Origin of the sequence: Phaeobacter sp. HS011, assembly GCF_018101215.1 — a bacterium.
GTDB lineage: Bacteria > Pseudomonadota > Alphaproteobacteria > Rhodobacterales > Rhodobacteraceae > Phaeobacter > Phaeobacter inhibens.
The window spans coordinates 151,528-177,114 of sequence record NZ_JAGEUF010000007.1 but is presented as its reverse complement, the minus strand read 5'-3'; the positions used below and the strand labels follow the sequence as shown (position 1 = coordinate 177,114).

The 25,587-nt window shown below is 61.2% G+C and carries 27 protein-coding genes; 13 read left to right on the top strand and 14 right to left on the bottom strand.

From position 1 onward, the window contains the following. Positions 1–56: 56 nt before the first annotated feature. From J4721_RS15090 to J4721_RS15080, 3 genes are all read right to left on the bottom strand, one after another. Positions 57–710 (bottom strand): protein-L-isoaspartate O-methyltransferase, encoded by a 654-nt coding sequence (locus tag J4721_RS15090; protein ID WP_014875309.1) that lies wholly within the window; start codon positions 708–710, stop codon positions 57–59. A gap of 105 nt (positions 711–815) precedes the next feature. Beyond that, positions 816–1,331 (bottom strand): alkylphosphonate utilization protein, encoded by a 516-nt coding sequence (locus J4721_RS15085; RefSeq protein ID WP_014880682.1) that lies wholly within the window; start codon positions 1,329–1,331, stop codon positions 816–818. A 233-nt stretch (positions 1,332–1,564) separates the two neighbouring features. Beyond that, a complete protein-coding gene (locus J4721_RS15080; RefSeq protein WP_014880683.1) occupies positions 1,565–1,873 on the bottom strand; it encodes a hypothetical protein in 309 nt (102 codons plus the stop codon). Positions 1,874–1,979: 106 nt separating this feature from the next. Between J4721_RS15080 and J4721_RS19925 the strand changes: the two genes are divergently transcribed. After that, positions 1,980–2,267 (top strand): entericidin A/B family lipoprotein, encoded by a 288-nt coding sequence (locus tag J4721_RS19925; RefSeq protein WP_371816076.1) that lies wholly within the window; start codon positions 1,980–1,982, stop codon positions 2,265–2,267. A gap of 68 nt (positions 2,268–2,335) precedes the next feature. On the opposite strand, the gene J4721_RS15070 is transcribed toward J4721_RS19925, so the two are convergent. Continuing rightward, entirely contained in the window at positions 2,336–2,575 is a 240-nt protein-coding gene (locus tag J4721_RS15070; protein ID WP_211002959.1) for a hypothetical protein, read from the bottom strand. Between the two features lie 299 nt (positions 2,576–2,874). On the opposite strand from J4721_RS15070, the gene J4721_RS15065 reads away from it, so the two are divergent. Together J4721_RS15065 and J4721_RS15060 are read left to right on the top strand one after the other, a co-directional pair. Next, on the top strand, positions 2,875–3,471 hold the full coding sequence (locus tag J4721_RS15065) for a hypothetical protein (protein ID WP_211002960.1): 597 nt from the start codon (positions 2,875–2,877) through the stop codon (positions 3,469–3,471). Continuing rightward, the gene (locus J4721_RS15060; RefSeq protein WP_211002961.1) at positions 3,464–4,177 is read left to right on the top strand and encodes a hypothetical protein; all 714 of its coding nucleotides are present in this window, start codon (positions 3,464–3,466) and stop codon (positions 4,175–4,177) included. The genes J4721_RS15065 and J4721_RS15060 overlap by 8 nt, the downstream gene beginning before the upstream one ends. A 319-nt stretch (positions 4,178–4,496) precedes the next feature. Here the strand turns inward: J4721_RS15060 and lepA are convergent, their stop codons facing one another. Continuing rightward, complete coding sequence (gene lepA, locus J4721_RS15055; RefSeq protein WP_211002962.1) at positions 4,497–6,311, bottom strand: translation elongation factor 4; 1,815 nt, start codon at positions 6,309–6,311, stop codon at positions 4,497–4,499. Positions 6,312–6,631: 320 nt separating this feature from the next. On the opposite strand from lepA, the gene J4721_RS19785 reads away from it, so the two are divergent. The 4 genes from J4721_RS19785 to J4721_RS15035 all read left to right on the top strand — a co-directional run bounded on the left by J4721_RS19785 (position 6,632) and on the right by J4721_RS15035 (position 10,082). Then, positions 6,632–8,005 (top strand): hypothetical protein, encoded by a 1,374-nt coding sequence (locus J4721_RS19785; protein ID WP_247656140.1) that lies wholly within the window; start codon positions 6,632–6,634, stop codon positions 8,003–8,005. A 173-nt stretch (positions 8,006–8,178) separates the two neighbouring features. After that, on the top strand, positions 8,179–8,361 hold the full coding sequence (locus tag J4721_RS15045; protein ID WP_027246833.1) for a hypothetical protein: 183 nt from the start codon (positions 8,179–8,181) through the stop codon (positions 8,359–8,361). Positions 8,362–8,612: 251 nt separating this feature from the next. Next, a complete protein-coding gene (locus tag J4721_RS15040) occupies positions 8,613–8,924 on the top strand; it encodes a hypothetical protein (RefSeq protein ID WP_014875319.1) in 312 nt (103 codons plus the stop codon). A gap of 180 nt (positions 8,925–9,104) precedes the next feature. Continuing rightward, positions 9,105–10,082, top strand: coding sequence for a LysR family transcriptional regulator (locus J4721_RS15035; protein ID WP_014875320.1), 978 nt, complete (start codon positions 9,105–9,107; stop codon positions 10,080–10,082). A gap of 9 nt (positions 10,083–10,091) precedes the next feature. On the opposite strand, the gene J4721_RS15030 is transcribed toward J4721_RS15035, so the two are convergent. The 5 genes from J4721_RS15030 to meaB all read right to left on the bottom strand — a co-directional run bounded on the left by J4721_RS15030 (position 10,092) and on the right by meaB (position 13,363). After that, the gene (locus J4721_RS15030; protein WP_014875321.1) at positions 10,092–10,532 is read right to left on the bottom strand and encodes a low molecular weight protein-tyrosine-phosphatase; all 441 of its coding nucleotides are present in this window, start codon (positions 10,530–10,532) and stop codon (positions 10,092–10,094) included. A 149-nt stretch (positions 10,533–10,681) separates the two neighbouring features. Then, on the bottom strand, positions 10,682–11,152 hold the full coding sequence (locus J4721_RS15025) for a copper chaperone PCu(A)C (protein ID WP_014875322.1): 471 nt from the start codon (positions 11,150–11,152) through the stop codon (positions 10,682–10,684). Between the two features lie 53 nt (positions 11,153–11,205). Then, complete coding sequence (locus tag J4721_RS15020; protein ID WP_247656139.1) at positions 11,206–11,562, bottom strand: DUF2946 family protein; 357 nt, start codon at positions 11,560–11,562, stop codon at positions 11,206–11,208. Between the two features lie 182 nt (positions 11,563–11,744). Next, positions 11,745–12,035: a 50S ribosomal protein L28 gene (gene rpmB / locus J4721_RS15015; RefSeq protein ID WP_014875324.1), complete on the bottom strand. Its 291-nt coding sequence runs from the start codon at positions 12,033–12,035 to the stop codon at positions 11,745–11,747. Positions 12,036–12,340: 305 nt separating this feature from the next. Next, a complete protein-coding gene (gene meaB, locus J4721_RS15010) occupies positions 12,341–13,363 on the bottom strand; it encodes a methylmalonyl Co-A mutase-associated GTPase MeaB (protein WP_211002963.1) in 1,023 nt (340 codons plus the stop codon). A 142-nt stretch (positions 13,364–13,505) separates the two neighbouring features. On the opposite strand from meaB, the gene hrpB reads away from it, so the two are divergent. From hrpB to J4721_RS14995, 3 genes are all read left to right on the top strand, one after another. After that, entirely contained in the window at positions 13,506–16,010 is a 2,505-nt protein-coding gene (gene hrpB / locus J4721_RS15005) for an ATP-dependent helicase HrpB (protein ID WP_211002964.1), read from the top strand. Positions 16,011–16,191: 181 nt separating this feature from the next. Beyond that, a complete protein-coding gene (locus J4721_RS15000; protein ID WP_014875327.1) occupies positions 16,192–16,650 on the top strand; it encodes an NUDIX hydrolase in 459 nt (152 codons plus the stop codon). Positions 16,651–16,740: 90 nt separating this feature from the next. Then, positions 16,741–18,222 carry an inorganic phosphate transporter gene (locus J4721_RS14995; RefSeq protein ID WP_014875328.1) on the top strand — a complete coding sequence of 494 codons (1,482 nt, stop codon included), beginning with the start codon at positions 16,741–16,743 and terminating at the stop codon, positions 18,220–18,222. A 104-nt stretch (positions 18,223–18,326) separates the two neighbouring features. On the opposite strand, the gene argF is transcribed toward J4721_RS14995, so the two are convergent. Together argF and J4721_RS14985 are read right to left on the bottom strand one after the other, a co-directional pair. Further along, entirely contained in the window at positions 18,327–19,253 is a 927-nt protein-coding gene (gene argF, locus J4721_RS14990; RefSeq protein ID WP_014875329.1) for an ornithine carbamoyltransferase, read from the bottom strand. Between the two features lie 110 nt (positions 19,254–19,363). Then, positions 19,364–20,548 carry an aspartate aminotransferase family protein gene (locus tag J4721_RS14985; RefSeq protein WP_014875330.1) on the bottom strand — a complete coding sequence of 395 codons (1,185 nt, stop codon included), beginning with the start codon at positions 20,546–20,548 and terminating at the stop codon, positions 19,364–19,366. A gap of 338 nt (positions 20,549–20,886) precedes the next feature. On the opposite strand from J4721_RS14985, the gene J4721_RS14980 reads away from it, so the two are divergent. Then, complete coding sequence (locus J4721_RS14980) at positions 20,887–21,816, top strand: DMT family transporter (RefSeq protein WP_076616453.1); 930 nt, start codon at positions 20,887–20,889, stop codon at positions 21,814–21,816. Here J4721_RS14980 and J4721_RS14975 read toward each other — a convergent pair. After that, positions 21,798–22,634, bottom strand: a complete 837-nt coding sequence (locus J4721_RS14975; RefSeq protein ID WP_014880699.1) for an ABC transporter permease — start codon at positions 22,632–22,634, stop codon at positions 21,798–21,800. The two genes, J4721_RS14980 and J4721_RS14975, sit on opposite strands and share 19 nt — an antisense overlap. 325 nt (positions 22,635–22,959) lie before the next feature. On the opposite strand from J4721_RS14975, the gene J4721_RS14970 reads away from it, so the two are divergent. Next, positions 22,960–23,568, top strand: a complete 609-nt coding sequence (locus J4721_RS14970) for a GcrA family cell cycle regulator (protein ID WP_211002965.1) — start codon at positions 22,960–22,962, stop codon at positions 23,566–23,568. 175 nt (positions 23,569–23,743) lie between these two features. Here the strand turns inward: J4721_RS14970 and J4721_RS14965 are convergent, their stop codons facing one another. Beyond that, complete coding sequence (locus J4721_RS14965) at positions 23,744–24,262, bottom strand: YHS domain-containing (seleno)protein (RefSeq protein ID WP_014880701.1); 519 nt, start codon at positions 24,260–24,262, stop codon at positions 23,744–23,746. Positions 24,263–24,654: 392 nt separating this feature from the next. Between J4721_RS14965 and yghU the strand changes: the two genes are divergently transcribed. After that, on the top strand, positions 24,655–25,536 hold the full coding sequence (yghU, locus tag J4721_RS14960; protein WP_211002966.1) for a glutathione-dependent disulfide-bond oxidoreductase: 882 nt from the start codon (positions 24,655–24,657) through the stop codon (positions 25,534–25,536). The last annotated feature ends 51 nt before the right edge of the window (positions 25,537–25,587 follow it).

Here is a 25,587-nt window from a genome sequence, read left to right as displayed (position 1 = left end):
TGTTGCGATCCGCCCCAATCGGGATCAGCGCGGATCGAATGTGAACTCCCTGCAGATCAGAGAGCGAATTCCTTTGCCGCCTCAAAACCGGGCAGCACCGGAGCACCGGCATTGAACGACAGCCGCCAGGAGATCTGGCCGCCGCTCTTATAGCCGACTTTGACCTCTCCCAATGCGCCGGACATGAAGATCGCGGCCACGCGACCGCCATCCTTCAGCTGGTCCAGCAGCGCCTCCGGCACGGTTTCCACGCCCCCCTCAATGATCATCACATCATAGGGGCCATGTTCCGCAGCACCGGCATCCAGCGCGCCAGTGTGGACAATGGCATTGTCGGCGCCAACTGCCGACAGCTGATCCTGCGCCTCAGAGGCCATGGTCTCGTCGTCTTCGACCCCGATCACCATCTGGGCGACGCGGGCGATCACAGCGGTGGAATAGCCCAGACCACAGGCCACATCGAGCACCAGCTCGTCCGGCTGCACATCAATCGCATCAAGGATCTTGGCCAGGGTGCGCGGCTCAAGCAGCACGCGACCGGGGCCGAGATCCAGATTGCCATCGGCATAAGCCGCCTCGCGCTGCGCGTCCGCCACAAAGGCTTCGCGCGGCACCGCCAGCATGGCTTCGATGATCGGGAATTTGGTGACATCCGACGGGCGGATCTGCGTGTCGACCATCATGCGGCGACGTTCGGCGAAGTCAGTCATATGCTAAACTCATCTGTTCAGTCTGTTGGTTCGGTTGTGCCACATCCGAGACAGGGCGGCAACGGGCGGGCGCGCATTTCTGGGGCCCTGTGGCGGCTGGGTCGCCTATTTCTTTTTCACAAATTTGGTGAGAATGACGATGCGCTGCCCATCAACCCGGCCTTCGATATGTTCGGGATTGTCAGCGACCAGGGAGATATTGCGCACGGCCGTACCGCGCTTGGCGGTGAAGCCGGCGCCCTTGACCGGCAGATCCTTGATCAGCACCACGGAATCACCCTGCGCCAGCGGCGCGCCATTGCTGTCGCGGTGCGCGCTGGCTGCCGGTGCAGCCTCTACCCAGGCGCGGGTCTCATCCTCCAGCCAGAGCTGATCGGCAAGGTCGCGCGCCCAGTCATGATCCGCCAGCCGTGCCAGCAGCCGGGCCGCCAGCACCTGAACCGCCGGGGTTTCGGACCACATCGCCGAAGACAGGCAGCGCATGTGATTGGGGTCGAGGTCTCCGGCCACCTGCGCAGCACAGATCTCGCAGAGCGCAACCTCAGGGGACTGGCCATCAGGCGCGCCGGTCACGTCATAGGACACAAGCGGGGTTTCGGCGGCACATAGGGCGCAGGGCATCGGCAAAGCTCCATCGGGGCAGGTCAGAACAGGATGGTCCTGCTGTAGGGGAGCGCGCGGGCAAAGAAAACCGTCAAAAAGAAAAGCGCCCGCGTGGAGGCGCGGGCGAGTTGGGATGCAGCACGGAGACTTGCTGCGGGTCCACAGGGGATTGGGTCTGCAGGAGGGCGTTGGCGGGGGGGGGTGTTGCGGGCGCCGGTTGGAGGCGCCAGCCCCGCAACAACAGGGTGCCGTCAGCCCGCGCAGGAGGCGCAGAACGCCGTGGTTGGATGGGTGCTCAGATGGCTGTCGCTGATGCGGTCGCCGCAGATCTGACAATAGCCATATGACCCCTCATCAAGACGGGCCAAAGCACAGTCGATATCGCGGCGCAGCTCCAGCCATTTACGGCTGAGCACGGCCTCAGACGGCTGTGCCACCGCCGGGCTGGCGCGCCGGGGGGCCAGCGGCACCACGTTGGCATCAGCGGTAAGCGGCGCACCGACGGCTGGCAGGCCCTTGCGCAAATGTGTCAGTATGTCCTTTTGAGCGGCGTGGTTCATTCAGAGGTCCTCCCCGGATCGGTGACAGGTTTTGCTGACGAAAATCTATCGGCCCGACTCAACCTATGCGGTTTTATCCCAAAGTGGTACTCGCTGGATATGGGGGATGGGGTCGCTGTGGGTGGCGGTCTGCCGGGGCGATGGCGGTCGTGAAAATGCCGCCGATATATCGCCCTGCAAACCACTGGAAGGCGCGCCGCGCGCTTGCTATCTGTTGGGCAAGATCGACCACGGGAGACATGAGATGATCCGAACCGCCCTCACCACGCTTGCCCTGACCGGCGCGCTGTTTGGCCTGACCGCCTGCGAAACCACCAAAGGCGCCGGCCGCGACATTTCGAAAGCCGGCCAAGCCATCAGCGGCGCCGCACAGGACGTGCAGAACAACCTCTGACGACGGGATGCGAAAGATGTGGAAACGCCCGGTTTCTCGCCGGGCGTTTTTGTTTGGCCTGCGGCGCCTCAGATGCCGAGCATCGCCTTGGCCTCAGCCAGGGTCTCAACCGAGGCATCATGATCGCCCGCGTCATGCAGGCTCTGCCCCTCGTCGCGCAGCTCCTGAACCGTTGCCAGATCCGCCTCCGACAGTTCGGTGCCAGCCGCCAGAGCGGCGTCAATGGCGGCAATATCGGCAAGGCACTGTCCGGCCAGAAGCGGCGCGGCCAAGAGGGTGATCGCGGCGGCCAAAGTCAGCTGTTTCATGGTGTTCCCCTCCCCAGATGAACGGGATTGAGGATAGCATGGAACGGGGGCGGTTTCAGCGGGTTGGAGCGGAGAGGCTGCGGATGGGCGGAGAGTAGCGCAGGGGGGTTTGATAAAGGGAGTGGCGGCCGGAAATGCTCACCCAGATGGGTGATCAACTGGCGGAGGCAACACTGAGCGGGGAACAGCACTTGGAAAGAAGGGCCCGAACCTGAAGCATAAGCACTTAATACGTGCGCTTGCATTCTTCCAATCAATCACAGTAAATTTTCAAGCGCCACTACAAAAAAGGACTTTGCATGTCGAGAGTAACCCTGAAACTTGATGTTCTCGCTGGAACAATCGAAATTGATGCAGACGCAGAGGATTTTGAACGAGCCGCAACTAAGGCATCGGAATTGCTTCAAACCTTGCATCAATCCAGCACAGCTAGCAGGGCATCCCTCTCAATCCCGCTTGAGGAAGCCGCTGAACCGGCAGAGACCTCCGCACACGACCTTAAGCAGAACCGACCAGTCGAAAGGAAGTCGCCGAAAAGGAAAGGCCCAGGTGTTCGCAAGCTGGCCATTATTGACGACCTCCTAACAGAGCAGGACAGGCAAGACCTCAGGAAGTTCTACGCGGAAAAGGCCCCAAAAACACAAGCGGAAATTATTGCTGTTCTCTGCGTAAAGCTAGAAGCACTCACAAAGAAAGATCGCTTCTCTCCGGATGAAGTTTATACAGCCATCCAAGCTGTAGATGAAAAAACGCCTGCCAACTTGGTGGCTACCTTTGGAAACATGATTTCACGACAGTCCTTCGGCAGCATCGAAGATGGGTGTTTTGTCCCAAATTTCAAATGCAAAGATTATGTAAAACACAACCTTCCTAAAGCCACAATGACAGATGGTTGATCTCGAGGGGTTTGCGGCATTTCTAGTTGAGGAGAAAGAGTTTGGCGAAATAGAGATCGCCATCTCAGTAGCCTGGTTTCTAAAGGAAAGCTCAGGCGCTCCGCCTAAACTAGGAGATATTTGTAACTTCATTGAGAGCAAAGAGATTCGGCACAACATCAATAGGTCACGCCTTCAAAAGAAGCTTTCCTCAGACCGAAGAGTCTCATCTCCCAAAGGGCAACCCATAAAAGTCAGCCCGGCGTATGCACACACCTTGAAAGGAGAGCTGTCACGATTTCTAAGCCCCACAAAACCAGAGATATCATACCGTCTGCTTGAAAGTTCCGCCCTTCCCTCTCCAACCACGCTTTTACTCTCACTTAACGAACAAATGAATGGCACATACGAGCAAGGCTTCTTTGATTGCTCAGCAGTATTGATGCGCAGACTAATGGAATGCTTGCTAATTCGGGCTTTCAACAAAAGTGGCGCCCGAGCTGAAATCGTTCGCGACAACCAATACATTGGGCTGGAAGAGATAATCTCCCAGACAAAGAAAACAAAAGCATTCCATTTGAGTAGAGGTGCCGAAAAAACCATGCTCGCTGTAAAAAAAGTCGGCGACAAAGCTGCCCATTCAACAAGCTATTCTGTGGTCGAAAGCGACATCACTACTTTGGCGACCGATTTTCGCGCACTTATTGCAGACTTAGCAGCCGTGTGACGCACTCAGTGGACCACGCATGCCTTTACCACAGCATGAAACCCTTAACGCGGACTTGATCCAATGCAACGATAAGTAACGCCTACAATCCATCTCCTCAAACTCCAAAGTCAGCCCGCCAGTGGGAAGGGGCGGATCGGGCGCTGCCCGGCCTTTTGGCCGGGCGGGACTTGGCAATCGCCGGAATAGAAAACGGGGCCGAAGCCCCGTCTTGCAACTGTTTGAATAGGTCTCGTTTCCGCCGCAGAACGCTGGGGCGCGGGCAAGCAATTGGCTGCGCCAAGTGCGCATCCCCGCCGTCCCTCAAAAATGGCCAGCTTCAGCTGTCCATTTTGAGGGCGGAAATAAACGCCTCTTGCGGGATGTCGACCTTGCCGAACTGGCGCATCTTCTTCTTGCCCGCTTTCTGCTTGTCCAAGAGCTTGCGCTTACGCGTCGCGTCGCCGCCGTAGCATTTGGCGGTCACGTCCTTGCGCAGGGCGGAGAGGGTCTCGCGCGCGATCACCTTGCCGCCGATGGCGGCCTGGATCGGGATCTTGAACATGTGGCGCGGGATCAGGTCCTTGAGCTTTTCGCACATGGCGCGGCCGCGCATCTCGGCCCGGTCGCGGTGCACCATCATCGACAGCGCGTCCACCGGCTCGTCGTTGACCAGCACCGACATCTTGACCAGATTGTCCTCGCGGTAGCCGGTCATCTGGTAGTCGAAGGAGGCATAGCCCTTGGTCACCGATTTCAACCGGTCGTAGAAGTCAAACACCACCTCGTTCAGCGGCAGGTCATAGACCACCATGGCGCGGGAGCCGGCGTAGGTGAGGTCTTCCTGAATGCCGCGACGGTCCTGACAGAGTTTCAGCACGTCGCCGAGGTATTCATCGGGCACCAGAATGGTCGCCTTGATGCGGGGTTCCTGAATGTGGTCCACCTTCGACATATCGGGCATGTCGGCCGGGTTGTGAAGGTCCATCATCTCGCCCGTTTCGCCGTCCTTGCCCTTCATATAGACATGGTAGACCACGGAGGGCGCGGTGGTGATGAGTTCGATATTATATTCGCGCTCAATCCGGTCGCGGATCACCTCAAGGTGCAACAGACCAAGGAACCCGCAGCGAAAACCAAAGCCAAGCGCGGCGGAGGTTTCCATTTCAAAGGAGAAAGACGCGTCATTCAGCGCCAGCTTGTCGATGGCGTCGCGCAGGTCTTCAAATTCGGCCGAGTCCACCGGGAAGAGACCGCAGAACACCACGGGCTGCGCCGGTTTGAAGCCCGGCAGCGCGACCTCGGTGCCGTTGCGGTCATTGGTGATGGTGTCGCCGACGCGGGTGTCGCGCACCTGTTTGATAGACGCGGTGAGGAAGCCGATCTCGCCCGGTTCCAGCTGGTCCACCACCTGCATGGCCGGGCGGAACACGCCGATGCGGTCCACATGGTGCAGGGTGTTGTTCGACATGAACTTCACCCGCATGCCCTTTTTCAAGACGCCGTCCATAATGCGGACCAGAACGATCACGCCGAGATAGGCGTCATACCAGCTGTCCACCAGCATCGCCTTCAGCGGGGCGTCGCGGGTGCCCGTCGGCGCGGGGAGGTGCTGGACAATGGCCTCCAGCGTCTCGCGGATGCCCTGCCCGGTTTTGGCGGAGACCCGGATCGCCTCGGAGGCATCGATGCCGATCACATCCTCGATCTGTTCGGCGACGCGATCACAGTCAGAGGCCGGCAGGTCGATCTTGTTCAGCACCGGGACGATTTCATGGTCGGCGTCCAGCGCGTGATAGACATTGGCCAGCGTCTGCGCCTCGACCCCTTGCGAGCTGTCGACCACCAAGAGCGAGCCTTCGACCGCGCGCATGGAGCGGGAGACCTCATAGGCGAAATCGACGTGACCGGGGGTGTCGATCAGGTTCAGGACATAGGTCTCGCCGTCATCGGCCTTGTAGTCGATGCGGACGGTGTTGGCCTTGATGGTGATGCCGCGCTCGCGCTCGATATCCATGGAGTCGAGCAGCTGCTCCTTCATATCGCGGTCCTCAACCGTTCCGGTCTCCTGAATGAGCCGGTCAGCGAGGGTGGATTTGCCATGGTCGATATGGGCGACGATGGAGAAATTGCGGATGTGAGCGAGGTCTGTCATGCAAGGGGATATGATTTGGTTTTGGGGTTTGGTCAAGCGGGCGTGTGAGATCCTGACACGTAAACTGCCAAACTAAGCATTATAACTTCTAGGCATTCACCATGGACGAAAACGAGAGCCTCCTCAAAACCTTAAGCAACAGGTCGGAACTAGTCACTCTTCGAGCAGCTCTAAGAGCTCTCCCAGTAGTTTTCGACGACCACCCCGAGGATAGCCATTCGGGCGGCTTTGATCGAGAAGTGTTGGACTCTGAGTCCGTTACACTGGAGGTCTTCCGCTTGGCTTTGACCGTATGGTGTGGCGTCGTAAAGGGCCAACCTATGAAGCACCCGCCCACCTTGCTTGGCGATGGTGGATACTACAACCCCGACGGCCCCATGTTCGTCGGGAGCTTGTTCTGGTCAAGCAGCCATCAAGCATTTGACGGTTTGTCTGCGCTTTCAAATTTCGCAGACGGTGACGACCATGTTTCTTTGATGCAAAGCGTATCTGCACACGACCGAGAAACCAATCGTGCAGACCATAAAACCCTCGACGATCTGCTTCAAGCGAACTGGAACTCCACCGTAACCAAAGACGCTATTCGTGCTGTGGAAGAAGATGTCAGACTTGAAGAGAGCGGTGACTTCCAAAAGCCAGACCTGATACCACTTTTCGCTGTCGACACAGTTACCCTCGCTGAAACAATCACGAAGAGGACTTCCAACTGCTTTTCAGGAGGTAAACTCTCCGACCCCAAATGGCAGTTTTGGCGGCAATGGTACCAGGGTGTGTTGGCAGGAAAGCCTCTCGACTGGGAACTCCAGAAAAGAATTGCTCTCATAGATGACGAAGTTTGGAATACCCCCGAAGCCGTCGCCGACGAGATTGAACGCATCGAAGCCGAGTTCCTCGCTGAAAAACTGCCGATGGCTGAGACCATCGAGCTGAACCCGGAGACTGGCAAGTTCCGCGCGGTGCCCACCCCGGTGGAGAACGCGTCTTATATGTCCGCTCTTCTGTCGCAGATCGGCGACGCGCTGGAAGATTGCCTTGGCGGCCATAACGGGCTGTCGGACCGTTCGGGCGATGTGAAAAAGCTCAACCGGGTGCTGACCAAATACAGGGACGACCCGCAGAACGCGGAGCTGACGCTGACAACAGTCGCCGGCAGCCTGCGGCGGCAATTAATTGAGACCAGAGAGCTTCCGCCGAATGAGGATAACCACGCCCTTCTCCACACTGTAGAGGAAGGCGTGCGCGGCATTCGGGTCAATCATTCTGAGGTCGCGGCGAACCGCGAACAGCTTGCAAGGCAGGCGTTCCAAACGCTTGCAGCTGAGGAAAAGCAGGTGCTGGAAGAAGCCTTGCCCATCCTTACAGCGATCAGCGAGGCTGAGCTTGCAGAAGATTTCGCGCAGGATATTCCAGAACTGATCAACGATGCCACGTTGCCGCTGGCAAATGGCGCGCCCCCTTTGCCCGGCGCGGATGCTGCAACGCGGGTGTTCAGCCGTATTTCCAAGATGGCTTTGTTGAAAGATCAGTATGACACGTTCACACGCAAAGGTGCGGAATGGTTTGACAGCGACACTCGAAAGACAGTGCAACTCGCTGGCTTGGTAGGTGGCAGTGTGATTGCGGCAGGGGTCAATTTTGGCCCCAAGTTGCTTGAACTCGTACAAATTGGCCTGCATCTGCTCGGTGTCCTCTGAACAGGCCACCCGCCGGCCGCAAGGTCAAACCGCGCTTGCCCTCCCCGCACCGCCAAAACGCCGCAAATTCGTCTGGCCTCCTGCGGGCGGGTCGAAAATACGCTATACTGCGGCCATTCCGCGAGACGCGCGCCCCCGCTGCGGGGGATATCACTGCTCAGGAGGACACCGAAATGGATGCCATCAGAACTGCTGAATATGCCCGTGCGCTCTACTCAGCGCATGGGGACAAGGCCGAGGCCGAAGTGGCGCAAAAGATGCGGCGCTGTCAGGAGGCTGGCAAAACCGCCGAAGCCGAGGACTGGAAGTCTGTGCGTCAGATGATCCTGTCCCTGCGCGGGCCAAACCAGTCCTGACGCGCGCCAGATGACCCTTGGCGCCCGCCATCGGCTGCGGGCGATACACCCGACCGCGCCCGGCGCAGGACGGGCCAGTGCGGCGCGTCCCTGTCTGGCCGCGACAAACACCCATTGGCGGGTTTCCGCCGAGGGCTAACCAGCCGTTTACCTAGATTGAAAGCCTCCGCCGCTTGCGGCATAGTCCCGGCAAGTGCGGGCAACAGACCCGCTCAGATCAGAGCACTTGCAGATTTCTAGGGACAATGAAGATGAAGCTACTGCTGACTGCCACGCTATGCGCCGTGATGATCACCGGGGTGATGCCCGCCCCCGCCGGTGCCGGCGCGATCGAGAAAGCCTGCCGCCAGTCGGACCGCACCGCCGCCTCACCCTCGCTGTGTCGCTGCATTCAGTCGGTGGCCAACGCCAGCCTCAACCGCAGTGAGCGCAAGACCGTTTCCAAATGGTTCAGCGATCCGCATCAGGCCCAAGTCGTGCGCCAGTCGAGCCGCAGCTCGGATGAACGGCTGTGGAAGCGCTACAAATCCTTTGGCGAGAATGCCGCACGCGTTTGCAGCTGATCCGATGCGGCGGGGTTGGTGCAGTCGCATCCAACCCGGCACCCGGAGGACGTCGAACAAGACGCCCCGCAGGCCGGCGCCAACACAGAGCGCAGCTGAGTAGACGATGCGCATCGCCCCTCCCCTTTCCCATCGACGGGACGCAGACCCGCGCCCGCAACATCAGGCAGGACCGCAGATATGTTGATGAAAGGGGTGACGCTGCGCGGGCTTGAGGTGTTCGAAGCGCTGGCCAAAACCGGGTCGGTGGCGCAGACCGCCGCACTCACCGGGCTGAGCCAGCCTGCGGTCAGCCAGCAGCTGCGCAATCTGGAAAGCGCACTGGGGGCGGAACTGGTCAACCATGGTCGCCGCCCGATGGTGCTGACCCCGGCGGGGCGCAATTTCCTGGCCCGGACCGAGGCGGTGCTGACCGAGCTGCGGCTGGCGCAGAGCGAATTGAGCGTGGTTGATCTCAACCACCTGTCGACGCTGTCCATCGGGCTGATTGACGATTTTGACAATGATCTGACCCCGCGTCTGGCCACGACATTGGCCGAGAGCCTGGTCAATTGCCGCTTCAAGATGATCACCGCCTCCAGTCACGACATTCTGGACGCGCTGGACGCGCGCGAGCTGCATATCGCGGTGGCGGCCACATCGGGGGCCCTGCGCGAGGGGATCACCGAATACCCGCTGGTGCAGGATCCGTTCATGCTGGTGGCGCCGCGCGGCATGTTGCGCAAACCAGAGGCGGAGCAGGATATTCTCAACGCGCTGCCGTTCCTGCGCTATGAGGGCAGCCAGTTGATCTCGCAGCAGATCGAGGCGCATCTGGCGCGGCAGAAACTGCTGTTTGAGGAACGGTTTGAGATCGGCTCCCATCTGTCGCTGATGGCACTGGTGGCGCGACGGATCGGCTGGGCGATCACCACCCCGCTGGGCTATATGCGGGCGGCGCGGTTCCATGATGAGATAGAGGCCTTCCCGCTACCCTTTGGCGCGTTTTCGCGGCGGATTTCGCTGTTTTCCAGCGCCGATTGGGCCGACCGGGTGCCGCGCGACGTGGCGCAGACCATGCGGCGGCTGGTACAAGGGCATATGATTGATCCTGCGGTGCAGCGCCTGCCCTGGCTGGCCGGGGATCTGAAGGTGCTGGAAGACCAAAGCCCCGGCTGAGGTCAGCGCCTAGCGCAGCGTCTTGGCCAGACCACCCGCGGCGGCTTCGATCAGATCAAGACACCCCTCAAAATCGCGGGTGTAATAGGGGTCGGGGACGTGATCGGCGCCCTGCCCCGGCGCGTAATCGGTGAACAGCTTGACTGGCGTCGTGGCCCCCTCCGGGCGCTGCGCTTCGATAGTCGCCAGATTATCCCCATCCATTGCGATGATCAGATCAAAGCGGGCGAAATCCTGCGGGGTGAACTGGCGCGCGCGCAGGTCTGATAGGTCAATTCCGCGCGCCTTGGCTGCGGCCTGCATCGCACCATAGGGCGGTGACCCCACATGGTAGCCAGCGGTGCCCGCGCTGTCGGTTTCCACCTCTGGGCACAGCGCACGGAATACGCCTTCAGCCGCCGGAGAGCGGCAGATATTGCCAAGACAGACAAAGAGGATGTTCTGCGCCATGATCACTGCCTTTCGAGATCGCGCCGCCATCCGGCGCCAATTGAGAGATGTACCGTAACGCGGCTGCGGCAAAAGAAAATGGCCAACCCATGCAACAGAGCGCGGATTGGCCAAAGGTTGATTGATCTGGTTGCAGATCAGATGGACGGTCAGTGGGAGTGTTTCATCGCGCCGTGATCGGGCTTGCGCTCCAGATCGACGGGGACGGTCACGGTGACCTCACCGGCCTTCTCGAACACCAGCGTCAGGTCGATGGCGTCACCATGTTCCAGCGATTTTGTCAGCCCCATCAGCATCACGTGGTCGCCGCCACGCTGCAGCATATGGGTGTCGCCTGCGGGAATGGCAAAGCCTTCCTCAACGTGCAGCATCTGCATGACGCCGTTTTCGCCTTCTTTATGGGTATGCAGCTGCACCATTTTGGCTGCATCGCTGCGCGCGTCGATCAGCCGGTCATCGCTGCCGGTGGCGTTTTCGATCATCATAAAGGCAGCGCCGCTCTTGGCCGCCTTGGAGGATACCCGCGCATAGGAATCCGTCACGGTGACGTCAGCGGCAAAGCCCGCAGTGGCAAAGCTGAGGGCGGCGAAGGTGGCGGCGATAGTGGTCTTGAAGGTCATGATTTTTGATCCTTGATACGTAGGCTTTGGAATTTGGGTCGGAAACAGCGCGGTCACACCGCGCGGTATAGTCCCAGTTCCGGTGGCCCACGGGCAAAGGCGGTCAGCCGTACCACGGGCAGGATCTCAGTGCGCTGCGTCAGGTCACGCGGCAGCTTTTGCGGCAGGGTGCTGTGCCCCAAGACAGGCAACGCCAGCCCCAGATCCGCGACGAAGGTCAGACACTCGGGACACTCCATCGGTGGCGACACCGGCTGGCCGTCGCTGTCGATATAGACCATCACCGGACCAGTGCCGGTGCAGATCACCATCTGCCCCGCAGCATCGCGCATACCCGCCTGAGCGCTGATACCCGTGAGGGCCATCAGCACGATCAGGGCAAGCGCCAGATATGATCGAAGAACATTCATCCCAAGGCGAGATATGCGCCCGTGGCCACGCCACCGCAAGGCGAAAAAGCGACGCAGGCAAAGGCACATGCTACGGGTCAGTTCCGCCCCTGCCCCATCGCCAAAAAGAAAACGCCGCGCATGAGGTCATGCACGGCGTTTTTGAATTCTGAACCCTACCCTTTGTGGGCCGGGTTTGGCGATCAGGCCTCGGCGGCTTGTGCCTTGGCAATCTCTTTTTTCACCTTCAGCGCGGTGTTGGACAGCTCGTCATCCTTGGCTTTGGCCAGGAACGCGTCCAGACCACCACGGTGATCAACGGTGCGCAGTGCGGCGGCCGAGATGCGCAGCTTGATGCCACGGTTCAGGGTCTCGGACTGCAGCGTAACGTCGTTCAGGTTCGGCAGAAAGCGACGCTTGGTTTTGTTGTTGGCGTGGCTGACATTGTTGCCAGTCATCGGGCCTTTTCCGGTCAATTCGCAACGGCGCGACATAGGTTCATCCTTCGTATCTGGGGCGCCCGTTGATCATGGTTCGAATCGAGCACCAAATTACAAGGGGCGCGGCCATTGGCTGCGCCCGAAAACTGGTTGGATGCATTTAGGAGGAATCGCGTGCAGGGTCAAGCCATATGAAACGGATTTATGGGACAACCTGTGCACAACCCCCTAACGGGCTATTTCCGCATCCAAGGTTCGCGCCCTTTTAGCCTGTTGGCCGGTCGAAATCCAGCACCGATAGGGCGTTATTTACAAGGGGCCCTGCGATCCAGATGATCCGCCCCACCTGTGCCGTGCGATCAGCCTACCCCCAGCCCCGCCAACATGTCCTTTGCCGCAGCGGCTGGGGTCAGGCGGCCTGCGGCGACGTCTTCGGACAGATCGGCCATGCGGCTTTGCGCCCAGGGCGTCTCCAGCCGGGCCAGCAGCGCCTGACGCACGTCTTCGCCAAACCAGTAGCGGGCCTGTTCGCCGCGCCGCCGCTGCCAGTGGCCGTTTTCACGCCGCCAGTCGGCCAGCGTCTGCATGTCGTCCCAGGCGGTTTCCAACCCGTCACGGGTGGCGGCAGAGACCATCAGCGCCTTGGGGTAGCCATCGGGGTCCTGCGGGCGTTTACGCAGCAGCCTCAGGGCTCCCGCATAATCGGCGCAGGTGCGGGTTGCGGCGGGCTTCAGATCGCCATCGGCCTTGTTCACCAGAATGATGTCAGCCATCTCCATGATGCCACGTTTGACGCCCTGCAATTCATCGCCCCCCGCCGGGGCCAGCAGCAAGAGAAACAGATCGGACATTTCCGAGACCACGGTTTCAGACTGGCCGACGCCCACAGTTTCGATCAGCACTACATCGAATCCCGCCGCCTCGCACAGCGCCACCGCCTCGCGCGAGCGTCGACCAACGCCGCCCAGATGGGTCTGGCTTGGGGAGGGGCGGATAAAGGCGTTTCTTTCGCGGCTGAGGTGTTCCATCCGGGTCTTGTCGCCCAAAATCGACCCACCCGAACGCGTCGAACTGGGATCCACTGCCAGCACCGCAACCCGCAAACCTGCCGCGATCAGCATCATGCCAAAGCTTTCGATAAAGGTGGATTTCCCCACCCCCGGCGTACCGGACAGGCCAATCCGCAGCGACTGTCGGTTCTCGCGGGCCAGCAAGTCCAACAGGCGGGTGGTGGCCTCGCGGTGATCGGCGCGCCCGCTTTCGACCAGGGTGATGGCACGGGCCAACGCCCGGCGCTCGCCATTCAGGACGCGGGTGGCCATATCCTCGATGTCCGGCACGGCACCCCGCGCGGCACCTCTGGGTTTGTCTGCTGCTGACATATCGGCCTCTCCCGCTCCCATCTGCCTGTCGCGCATTGATGGCGCAGCCGGGCGGCGCTTGTCCAGAGAGCATACGTCGCAGGAGGACAAAGCTGATGCGGTCGGCGCTGGACCAGACCCGCGCCATTGGCGATAAGGCGGCATGACCAGATTGCCCATTGATGACGCCCTGCCCGAGTTGATCGCTGCCCTGCAGCGCCAGAAACGCGCCGTGTTGCAGGCCCCGCCAGGGGCAGGCAAGACCACGCGGGTGCCTTTGGCGATGCTGGAGGCCGGGCTGTGTGCGGGGCGCATCCTCATGCTGGAGCCGCGCCGTCTGGCGGCCCGCGCCGCCGCCGAACGCATGGCCGATACGCTCGGACAGCCGGTCGGGCAGACCGTGGGCTACCGGATCAGGGGTGAGGCGAAGGTGAGCGCCGAGACGCAGATCGAGGTTGTCACCGAAGGCATTCTGACCCGGATGCTGCAATCGGACCCCGACCTGCCCGGTGTCGGCGCGGTGATTTTTGATGAATTCCACGAACGGTCGCTGAATGCCGATTTTGGTCTGGCGCTCTGTCTGGAGGTGGCCGGCGCCCTGCGCGACGATCTGATCCTGCTGGCCATGTCCGCCACGTTGGACGCCGCCCCAGTCGCCGAATTGATGGAGGCGCCACTGGTAACCTCCGAAGGGCGCAGCTATCCGGTTGAGACCCGCTGGCTGGACACTCCCCTGCCCGCCGACAGCCGCAGCGGACGCGGTCCGAGGCGGTTGGATGCGCTGGTCAATCTGGTGCTGCGCGCCGAAGCCGAAAGCCGCCCCGCAGGATCGGGCGGCAGAGGCGGGTCCGAGGCCAAGGGCGGCGGCATTCTGGTGTTCCTCCCCGGTGAGGGCGAAATCCGCAAGGCGGCCGCCGCACTGGCTGGCCGGTTGCCCGGGGATTGCGTGGTCCGCCCGCTGTTTGGTGCCCTCCCCTTTGCCGAGCAGCGCGCGGCGATCCAGCCAGACTCTGTGGCGCGCAAAATCGTGCTGGCGACATCCATTGCCGAAACCTCGCTCACCATTCAGGACATTCGCGTGGTGGTGGACATGGGGCTGGCAAGACGCAGCCGGTTCGACCCCGGTTCCGGCATGTCGCGACTGGTGACGGAACGGGTCACCCGCGCCGAGGCCACACAACGGCAGGGCCGTGCGGGCCGGGTTGCTGCTGGTGTCGGTTACCGGCTGTGGACCAAGGGGGAAGACGGCGCGTTGGCTGCGTTTCCGCCGCCGGAAATTCAGGCCGCTGACCTTACCGCGCTGGCGCTGGAACTGGCGCTCTGGGGGGCGGGTCCGGGTGATCTGCCGTTTCTGACGCCCCCGCCAGAGGGCGCCCTCAAGGAAGCGCAGGCGCTGCTGCGGATGCTGGGCGCACTGGATGGCGAGGGGCGGATCACCTCCCATGGCAAGGCGCTGGCCAAATTGCCCCTGCACCCGCGCCTGGGGCATATGCTGGCGCGCTTTGGCGCAGATGCGGCACCGCTGGCGGCGCTGCTGGCAGAACGCGATCCGTTGCGCGGCGCGCCAGTGGATCTGGCGCTGCGGCTGGAGGCGCTGCGGGATGCAAAGGCGTTTCAGCGTCGCCGGAGCTATCAGCTGAACATCCCCACGCTGGAACGCATCAAGGGAGAGGCCAAGCGGCTGACCCGGCAAGCGCGCAGTGGTACATCCTCTGCTTCGGCAAGTGCTGCCGTGATGGCCGCCGCCGCCTACCCCGACCGGATCGGCCAGCGCCGCAAGGGCGATGCGCCGCGCTATGTGCTGTCCGGTGGCAAGGGCGCGGTGCTGCCGCCTGAGGACAGTCTGGCGGCGACGCCGTTTCTGGTTGGGCTCGACAGTGATGGCAACCCGCGTGAGGCGCGGCTGCGGCTGGCCGCGCCGATCACCCTGTCAGAGCTGCGCAGCGAATTTGCCGATCAGATCAAACCACAGCTGACCTGTGTCTGGTCCAAACGTGACCGCCGGGTTGTGGCGCGTCGCCAGCAGTGTCTGGGCGCCATCGTGCTGGAGGATCACATCTGGAAGGATGTTCCGGCGGACGCCATCGCAACAGCAATGCTGGAGGGGGTGCGCGAACTGGGGCTGCGCCTCAGCGGCGCGGCTGCGCGGTTTGTGGCGCGGGTACGATTGTTGCAGGCGGATGGTGAGGATCTACCGGATTTCAGCGAAGAAGCTTTGCTGGCGACACTGGAAGATTGGCTGCTGCCGATGCTGGACGGGGTACGCAGCGCCGAGGATTGGAAACGCTTTGACCTGCTGCCCGCGCTGCGCACGGCGCTCAGCTGGGAGCAGACGCAGCGGCTGGACCAGATGGCGCCGCCACATTTCACCACGCCACTAGGGCGCAAGGTGCCGATTGATTACGCAGAGGAAGTGCCGGAGATTTCCGTCAGGCTGCAGGAGATGTTTGGGGTCACCCGCCATCCGACCGTGGGTGGCGTGGCGCTGAAGGTCTCCCTGCTGTCGCCGGCGCAGCGACCGATCCAGATCACCCGCGACCTGCCCGGTTTCTGGTCCGGGTCATATGCGGATGTACGCAAGGATATGCGGGCGCAATACCCCAAACACCCCTGGCCCGAAGATCCCACCCAGGCGGATCCCACCTTGCGGGCGAAACCACGCAAATAGTCCAGAACGACGCCAAACCGCATAATTTCCCCGCAAAATCACGGATTTTTGCGCAAAAACGGCCATATCCGGCCGTCTACACTCGCTGCCCCCTCTTGTATTCCTGCCACGACATGCCAAAATTATACCAAAGCAAAAATGCGCCCGGCATTCATGATCGGCGCTAGGAAGCTGAGCAGCAATGAAACATATCATGTCCAGTGCCTGGGAGGAGTATCTCCGGCCAATGTTCTTTCGTCCCAAACGGCTGCAAGTCGCCGTGATGTGCTATCGCAATGGCGATAAGGGCAAAGAGGTTCTGATGATCACCAGCCGCGGCACCGGTCGCTGGATCGTGCCAAAGGGCTGGCCCATCAAGGGCATGAATGGCCCGCAGTCGGCCCTGCAGGAAGCCTGGGAAGAGGCCGGCGTGCGCGACGCCCGGATTGAGGGCGAACCGATCGGCACCTATGAATACATGAAATTGCAGGACAACGGCACCAAGGAAGTTGTCCATACGCTGGTCTATGTTGCCGAGGTGTCTGAGCTATCCGATGACTACCCCGAACAGTCCGAGCGGACGCGTGAATGGATGTCTCCAAAGGCCGCGGCGGAACTGGTGGCGGAACCTGAATTGAGCGATCTTCTGCGTCAATTGTAACAACTCCATGATGGAAATATGACAAACCCCTTGCATGACTGCAACGGGGACGCTAGGCGCGTGCGCAACTTTTGAATCGGGATCGATACAATGAGCGACGCACCGCAGCGACCGCAGTGGAAGACACTGGACCGGGATCTTAACCGGATTTCTCAACTTGAACTGGCGACATCCTATGTGTCGCGTCCGCTGGTTGCCCCCGGCATCGCGCTGGTCTTCATTGCCCTCGCCGGTGTCGGTGCAGCGGTGTTCCTCGGCTCGGCGCCGTCAAACTTCGTGGTGATCGCCGCGGCGGCATTTGGCGCATATATGGCGCTGAACATCGGCGCCAATGACGTGGCCAACAATATGGGTCCTGCGGTGGGTGCCAATGCGCTGACCATGGGCGGGGCCATCGTGATTGCTGCCTTGGCCGAAAGTGCCGGTGCGCTGCTGGCGGGCGGCGATGTGGTCTCTACCATCTCCAAGGGTATCATTGATCCGGCGGGCGTTGCCAGCTCCGAAGTCTTCATCTGGGCCATGATGGCGGCGCTGATTTCTTCGGCGCTGTGGGTGAACCTCGCGACATGGATCGGCGCGCCTGTCTCAACCACACATTCGGTTGTGGGCGGTGTCATGGGGGCAGGCATTGCCGCTGCCGGGTTTGGTGCTGTGAACTGGCCCACGATGAGCAAAATCGCGGCCAGCTGGGTGATCTCACCCGTGCTGGGCGGGCTGATTGCGGCCGGGTTCCTCGCCTTCATCAAGGCCAAGATCATCTATCAGGACGACAAGATCGCCGCTGCGCGCCGCTGGGTGCCGGTGCTGGTCGGCATCATGGCGGGGGCCTTTGCCTCTTATCTGGCGCTGAAAGGCCTGAAACGGATCATCAAGATTGATCTGGAAATCGCACTGCTGATTGGCGCAGCGGTCGGCGGGCTGTCCTATGTGGTGACCGCACCGCTGATCAAGCGTCAGTCGGAGGGCATGGAAAACCGCAACAAATCGCTGAAAGTGCTGTTCTCAATCCCGCTGGTGATCTCTGCCGCGCTCTTGTCGTTTGCTCATGGCGCCAATGATGTGGCCAATGCGGTGGGTCCGCTGGCAGCGATTGTGCATACCACCGAGTTCGGCGATATCGCCTCCAAGGTAGCGATCCCGACCTGGGTCATGGTGATCGGGGCCTTTGGCATCTCATTTGGCCTGTTCCTGTTCGGTCCCAAGTTGATCCGCATGGTTGGCAGCCAGATCACCAAACTGAACCCGATGCGCGCCTATTGCGTGTCGCTGTCCGCCGCGATCACCGTGATTGTGGCAAGCTGGCTGGGCCTGCCGGTGTCCTCCACCCATATTGCGGTCGGGGCTGTGTTTGGTGTGGGCTTCTTCCGCGAATGGCATATGGAGCGCCGCCTGAAGCGCAGCTCCGCCACGCGGCCTGAAACCAAGCGGATTGCCCCGGAAGAGCGCCGTCGTCGCAAGCTGGTGCGCCGCAGCCATTTCATGACAATTGCTGCCGCCTGGGTAATCACCGTGCCCGCCGCCGCCTTGCTGTCGGGCTGTGTCTTCCTGGCGTTGACCGCGATCACCATGTGATCCCGGCCCCGGCCTGAAGTCCTAGCCTGAAATAGAAAAACCGCCGCATCCTGACCGGATACGGCGGTTTTTTGTTGGCCTATTCGCGGGCTGAGGAGAGTGGTTCAAGCGCCGAGGCAGTAGCGCATGATCGCTTTTTGCGCGTGCAGACGGTTTTCCGCCTCATCAAAGATCACCGACTGCGGGCCGTCCATCACGGCTGAGGTCACCTCTTCCTCGCGGTGAGCGGGCAGGCAGTGCATGAACAGCGCGTCGGGTTTGGCATGGGCCATCAGCGCGTCATTCACCTGATAGCCACGCAGCATATTGTGGCGGCGCTCCTTTGAGGATTGGCTGTCGTGCATCGAGACCCAGGTATCGGCCACCACCAGATCAGCGCCCTCAACCGCTTTTGCCGCGTCGCGCTCAATGATCACCTGCGAACCTGCATTGCGCGCAAGGCCGATGAACTCAGGCTCCGGATCGAGCTGCGCCGGGCCGGTGAAGGTGAGATCAAAGCCAAATTGCGCGGCGGCATGCAGGAAAGAGGCGCAGACATTGTTGCCGTCGCCGCACCAGACGACCTTCTTGCCCTTGATGGGGCCGCGATGTTCCTCATAGGTGAGGACATCGGCCATGATCTGACAGGGATGGGTGCGATCGGTCAGGCCGTTGATCACCGGCACAGAGGCATATTCGGCCATCTCAGTCAGCACGGTTTCATCAAAGGTCCGGATCATGATCATGTCGACATAGCGGCTGAGCACGCGGGCAGTGTCGGCGATGGTCTCGCCATGCCCCAGCTGCATGTCATTGCCCGAAAGCACCATGGTCTGCCCGCCCATCTGGCGCACGCCGACGTCAAAGGACACACGGGTCCGGGTGGAGGGTTTTTCAAAGATCAGTGCCACCATGCGGTCTTTAAGCGGCAGCTCATCATCCGGCGCGGCCTTGGGGCGACCGAGGCGGGCCTGTTTGGTGGCGCTGGCCTGATCAATGATCGCCCGCAGGTCGGTGGCATCGGTTTTATGGATATCGAGGAAATGGTTCATATCGAACGTCGCTTTCGTTGTGCTTGTGTCTTGCCGGAGGCTGTTGCCGTCAAGGGCGCGCGCGGGGGCCAGCCCCCGCACCCCAGGAGTATTTCAGGAAAGATGACGCCTCAGGCGTCTGCTTTGGCCTCCACCAATGTCGCGGCCTGGTCGAGCCGGGCGAAGGCCTCGGCGATATCCTCATCGGTAAGGGTCAGCGGCGGCAGCAGGCGGACCACATTGTCGGCGGCGGGGACCGTCACCACCTCGGCCTCATAGCCTGCGGCGACCACATCGGTATTTGCGGCGACACATTTGAGGCCCAGCATCAGGCCAGACCCGCGCACCGCTTCAAAGACCTGCGGATGAGCGGCCACCAGCCCTTCGAGTTTCTGACGCAGGAGACCGGCCTTGCGGCTCACCTCCGCAAGGAACTCCGGGTCGGTGACATGATCCATCACCGCGCAGCCCACCGCACAACCCAAGGGGTTGCCGCCATAGGTGGAGCCATGGGTGCCGGCGGTCATGCCAGAGGCAGCCTCTTCGGTGGCAAGCACTGCCCCCAGAGGAAAGCCGCCGCCAATGCCCTTGGCCACCATCATGATGTCCGGCGTGATGCCTGCCCATTCATGGGCAAACAGCTTGCCGGTCCGGCCCACCCCGCATTGCACCTCATCCAGGATCAGCAACAGGCCATGCTCATCGCAGATCTGGCGCAGCGCTTTCATTTCGTTATCAGGCACTGGGCGGATGCCGCCCTCGCCCTGCACCGGCTCAATCAGGATGGCGGCAGTCTGGTCGGTGATGGCATCGGTCACACCGTCCAGATCGCCGAACATCAGATGTTTGAACCCCGGCAGCATGGGTCCAAAGCCAGCGGTCATTTTTTCAGAGCCGGCGGCAGAGATCCCGGCCGAGGAGCGACCGTGGAATGAGCCGGAGAAGGTGAGGATCTCCACCCGCTCGGGCTGGCCCTTGTCGTGGAAATACTTCCGCGCCATCTTCACCGCCAGTTCACAGGATTCAGTGCCGGAGTTGGTGAAAAACACCGTATCGGCAAAGCTGTGCTCCACCAGCCGGTCGGCCAGCGCCTGCTGTTGCGGGATGTGATAGAGGTTGGAGACATGCCAGAGGGTTTCAGCCTGATCCGTCAGCGCCTTCACCAGAGCCGGATGGGCATGACCCAATGCGTTCACCGCAATGCCCGCCGCCAGGTCCAGAAAGCGTCGTCCATCCGCCTCGATCAGCCAGGCGCCTTCGCCCTTCACGAAGCTGAGGGGCGCACGATTATAAGTGGGCAGAACGGACGGGATCATCGGGATCTTCCTTTTGGACATGTTGGGCCAAGCAGTGACGCAGCCGGGCCGCAGGGTCAACGATATTGGAGAAGTTGGAGGTGCCGCAACAGGGCACGGGTGATCGGGGCCGGATTACGCGCTGTGGCGTCGGCGTCGCAGCAAAGTGATATGTGCAGCGGTGATCATGTCCGCGTCCATAACGGAGGTTTTGGGAAAAGAAAAGACCGTTTGTCGGAACCGTTGATCAATTCGAAGGTGGGAACCGTTGCAATCGTCAGGTACGGCAGTCCGCTCAATCGCGGCGGGCCCCTCTGGTGGCTTGCTTTTGGCGGCGTCAACGGGCAGTGCTGGGCCTCATGATAATCACCCGTCAGAACCCCGCCCTCGCCGCCGCGCTGATCCTGCTCGCCACGGTATTTATCGCAGGCACCACGCTGGTGGCCAAAGCGCTTGGCACGGAGGCTCTGGGCGCGCCGCTGCATCCGCTGCAGATCAGTTTCGGACGGTTCGTGTTTGCGTTTCTGGCGATCAGCACCCTGGTTGCGGTGCGGCGGCCCCGGTTCACCGCGCCGCATTGGGGGCTGCATCTGGGGCGCACCAGTTTTGGCTGGATGGGGGTGACGCTGATGTTTGCCGCCGTTGCCTATATCCCGCTAGCCGATGCTACGGCGATCACCTTTCTCAACCCGGTCTTTGGCATGCTGCTGGCGATCCCCCTGCTGGGGGAAACGGTCGGACGCTGGCGTTGGGCGGCGGCGGTGATTGCGCTTCTGGGGGCGATGGTCCTGCTGCGGCCAACCCCGGCCAGTTTTCAGCCCGCAAGCCTGCTGGCGCTGGCGGCGGCTGCGGTGATGGGGCTGGAACTGATTTTTATCAAGCGATTGGCCGGACGGGAGAAGCCGTTGCAGATCCTGTGGTTCAATAACCTGCTGGGATCAGTGATTGCCAGCGTTGCGGTGATTGCAGTCTGGCAGCCGCCAACAGCCGAGCAATGGGCGCTGATGGTCGCGCTTGGGTCCATGATGGCCTGCGCGCAGGGCTGTTTCATCAACGGAATGGCCCGGGCGGATGCTTCCTTTGTGGCGCCCTTCAGCTATGCCACGCTGATCTTTGCCGCGATCTACGATTTTGCCGTCTTTGCCGAGGCGCCGGATGCGATCACCATTCTGGGCGCCGTAATCATCCTGGCGGGCGCGGCGCTATTGGCCTGGCGCGAAGGGCGGCTGCGCCCGCCGAGCCTGCATGTAGATCCGGGCGCGCAGGCGGATCAGGACTTCAACCGGTAACCGCTGCGCAGCATCAGCCAGGCCAATGTGCCGATGGCCACGCTGGACAGGCTACAGACAAGCAACCCAAGCAAAGGAGAGCTGTCGGAGGTCCCGATCACCCCGAATCGCACGCCGTCGATCAGATAGAATACCGGGTTGAGATGTGACAGCAGCCGCAGCACTGGCGGCAAGGCTTCGACCGAGTAGAACGTGCCCGACAAAAAAGCGAGTGGGGTCACGATGAAATTGGTGATCGCCGCCATCTGGTCAAACTTCTCCGCGAAAACCCCGGCAACAATGCCAAGCCCGCCCAGAAACAGTGCCCCCAGCACCACAAACAGCAACGCCACCAGCGGGTGTTCCGGCACCACCCCCAGGACCAGCATCAACCCGGTGCCAATGCCCAGCGCCACCAGAACGCCGCGCGCCACCGCCCCCGCCAGATAGCCAAGCAGAATTTCAAACCCCGACAGAGGCGGCATCAGCGTATCTACGATATTGCCCTGCACCTTGGTGATCACAATCGATGATGAGGTGTTGGCAAAGGCGTTCTGAATCACTGTCATCATCATAATGCCGGGGGCCAGGAATTCGATGAAAGGCACGCCCATGACATCGCCCCGCCCCGGACCAATGGCGATATTGAAGATCATGAGGAACAGGGCGGCCGTCACCATTGGCGCCATCAGGGTCTGGGTCCAGACCACCAGAAACCGGGTGATTTCGCGCCGCGCCAGAGTGCGCAGACCCAGCCAGTTCATCCGCCCGAAGCGCCGCTCTCCAAGCGCGATGGCCGGTGTTGCCGGTGCTGTCTGCTCTGGGGTGTGCTGTGCCATGTCGCGCCTCTTTGACTATCTGCGGGGACTATCTGCGGGGACTATCTGCGGGCCAATCTTGTGGGCTTGCCGATCGGCGACGCCCCAAATCTTCATCACCGGTCGATCTTCTGCCTCAAACCATGCCCACCCTGCCGGAGCAAGCCGCTTTCACGCCCTAGGCCCCATGTCAAAGGCTGGCGGTGGCCAGCCAGTCCGTGAGAGCAGGCCATGAGGCGCAAGACGCTCTTGTAACTCGGGACGCAGTGATTAGAATAGGGGCTTGTTACGGAATTCGATGGCGGCCGCAGGATCTGGGGCCGCTTTTAGCTTGGAAAGGCAACAGATGTCCTGGACAGACGAGCGCGTCGAACTGCTCAAAAAAATGTGGGGCGAAGGGCAATCTGCAAGCCAGATCGCCAAGGAACTGGGCGGCGTGACCCGCAACGCCGTGATTGGCAAGGTGCATCGCCTGGGACTGTCCAACCGCAACAGCGGTACGGCCAAACCGGCAGCCGAGCCCAAGGAAAAGCCCGCCGCCGCACCAAAACCGGCACCCGCTGCAGCTGCGACCGCACCGGCCAAGCCCAAGCCGCAGCCCAAAACCGAACCGGCCCGCCCGGTGACGCCTGAGCCTGCGGCCTCTGCCGAAGGTCGTCCGGTCACGCCTGCGCGCCGCCAGATCATTCCTGCCGGCCAGCCGCTGCCGCCGCAGCCGTCGGCCAATGAAATCAGCCCCGAAGCGCTGGCCAAGGTCAATGAGATCGAGAAGAAGGCCAAGAAGCTGGGCCTGATGGAGCTGACAGAGCGGACCTGCAAATGGCCCGTGGGCGACCCCGCGACCGAGGATTTCTGGTTCTGCGGCCTGCCTGTTCAGCAGGGCAAACCCTATTGCGAAGCCCATGTGGGCGTGGCCTTCCAGCCGATGAGCGCGCGCCGCGACCGTAAACGGTAAACTGCGGACTGTCGCCGGGCCGCCCAGGCGACTGCCCTGAGGCCATGAGCCGCTGGAAATCATAATACATAAAACAGCGCCTCGGATTGCTCCGGGGCGCTGTTTTCTTTAGGCGCTGCCGTTTGGGGAGGGTGCAGGGCGCAAACCCTGCCCTCTCCTTAACGGATCGCAAGGATCAACCCTGTTCCGGGGCAGAGGACGTGAAGTTCGGGATCACATTCTTGGAGGCATCCGCCGGTTCAATTTCGGGCCAGTTGCCCTGAGCGAGATTGATATTGCCGGGAATATCCTCTTCCCAGAAGCCAACAACGTTTTTGGTGATGTTGAGATACAGCTTGTCATCCACGATGCGCCACAGGTTTGGATTGCCCGGAACCTTGCCGCCCTTGGAGACGCCATAGGCGCAGTGGCCGTCATATTGCGGCGCATAATAGTCAGGGTTGGCGGCAAACTTGTCGCGGTTCTCTGCGCTGGAGAAGGCGAAGGTGGCGCCGTTATGATCAGCCGTATAGGCCGCATTGCCCGGCACCGCTGCGGGTTGGGCGCTGCCAACGGGGTTCTGCGCCAGATCGCGGTAGGCCACCACGTCATAGCCGGAGACCGCAAAACCGGTGCTGTCGATATACTGATCCCCGGCAAACGCAGGCAGACCAAAAGAGGCAGCGGCAAGGGCGGCAAAGAGAACGCGTTTCATAGACTATCCTTTCAAGGGCATGGGTCGAAGGACCCCCAGGCAAAACTGGACGCCGACCATAACAGCCGGGCTGGCTAGACAATATTCAGATCCGCCGCGATGCGAAGGGGGGCTCACGTCCCTGTGTCCGATACGGAGCCGCTGTGATCAGAGGCGCATGTTTTGTTACAGGCTGGTTCTGGATGGGAATATTTGCCGTGGCATCATGACATCAACGCCGCCTACTCTGCCCAGGGGTGGTCAACAAAAAGTGTAGGCCGCAGACCTTCCAGTCATTGGAATTTTGCGCGGCCTGCTTATGTTTTGCACAATGCCGCGTCGCCCCCTGCATCGGAGCGGCGCAACATGACCGCCTGACACATTCAAAAACCGTTTCAAAACAAGGCCAACAGATGAGTGACACAACTTACACCCCGCCAAAAGTCTGGACCTGGGAGCAGGAAAGCGGTGGCCGCTTTGCCTCGATCAACCGCCCTATTGCCGGGGCCACCCATGACAAAGAGCTGCCGGTGGGGGAACATCCCTATCAGCTCTATTCGCTGGCCACTCCCAACGGGGTGAAGGTCACGGTGATGCTGGAGGAGCTGCTGGCCGCCGGCCACAGTGGCGCCGAATATGACGCCTGGCTAATCAATATCGGTGAGGGGGATCAGTTCGGATCCGGTTTCGTCGAGGTCAATCCCAACTCCAAGATCCCGGCGCTGATGGACCGCAGCGGCGATGCGCCGGTGCGGGTGTTTGAGTCCGGCTCAATCCTGATGCATCTGGCGGAAAAATTCGACGCCTTCCTGCCCAAGGAGGGAGCCGCCCGCGCCGAGGTGATGAACTGGCTGTTCTGGCAGATGGGCAGCGCGCCGTATCTGGGCGGCGGTTTTGGCCATTTCTATGCCTATGCGCCGGAGAAATACGAATATCCGATCAATCGCTTCTCGATGGAGGCCAAACGCCAGTTGGATGTGCTGGACCGGCAACTGGCCAACAACCGCTATATCGCGGGAGATGACTACTCCATCGCCGATATGGCGATCTGGGCCTGGTACGGACAACTGGTGCTGGGTCGTCTTTATGAGGCGGCAGAATTCCTGGATGTGGAAAGCTACACCCATGTGCTGCGTTGGGCCAAGGAGATCGACGCGCGTCCGGCGGTATCGCGCGGGCGGATGGTCAACCGGGCCTTTGGCGAGCTGCACACCCAGCTGCGCGAACGCCATGATGCGTCGGATTTCGACACCAAGACGCAGGACAAGCTGGAACCGGCAGAAGCCGACAGCTGACAGTCGGGCGGGGTCGGCCCCGCCTGTCACCATTGCATAAGACACTGGACA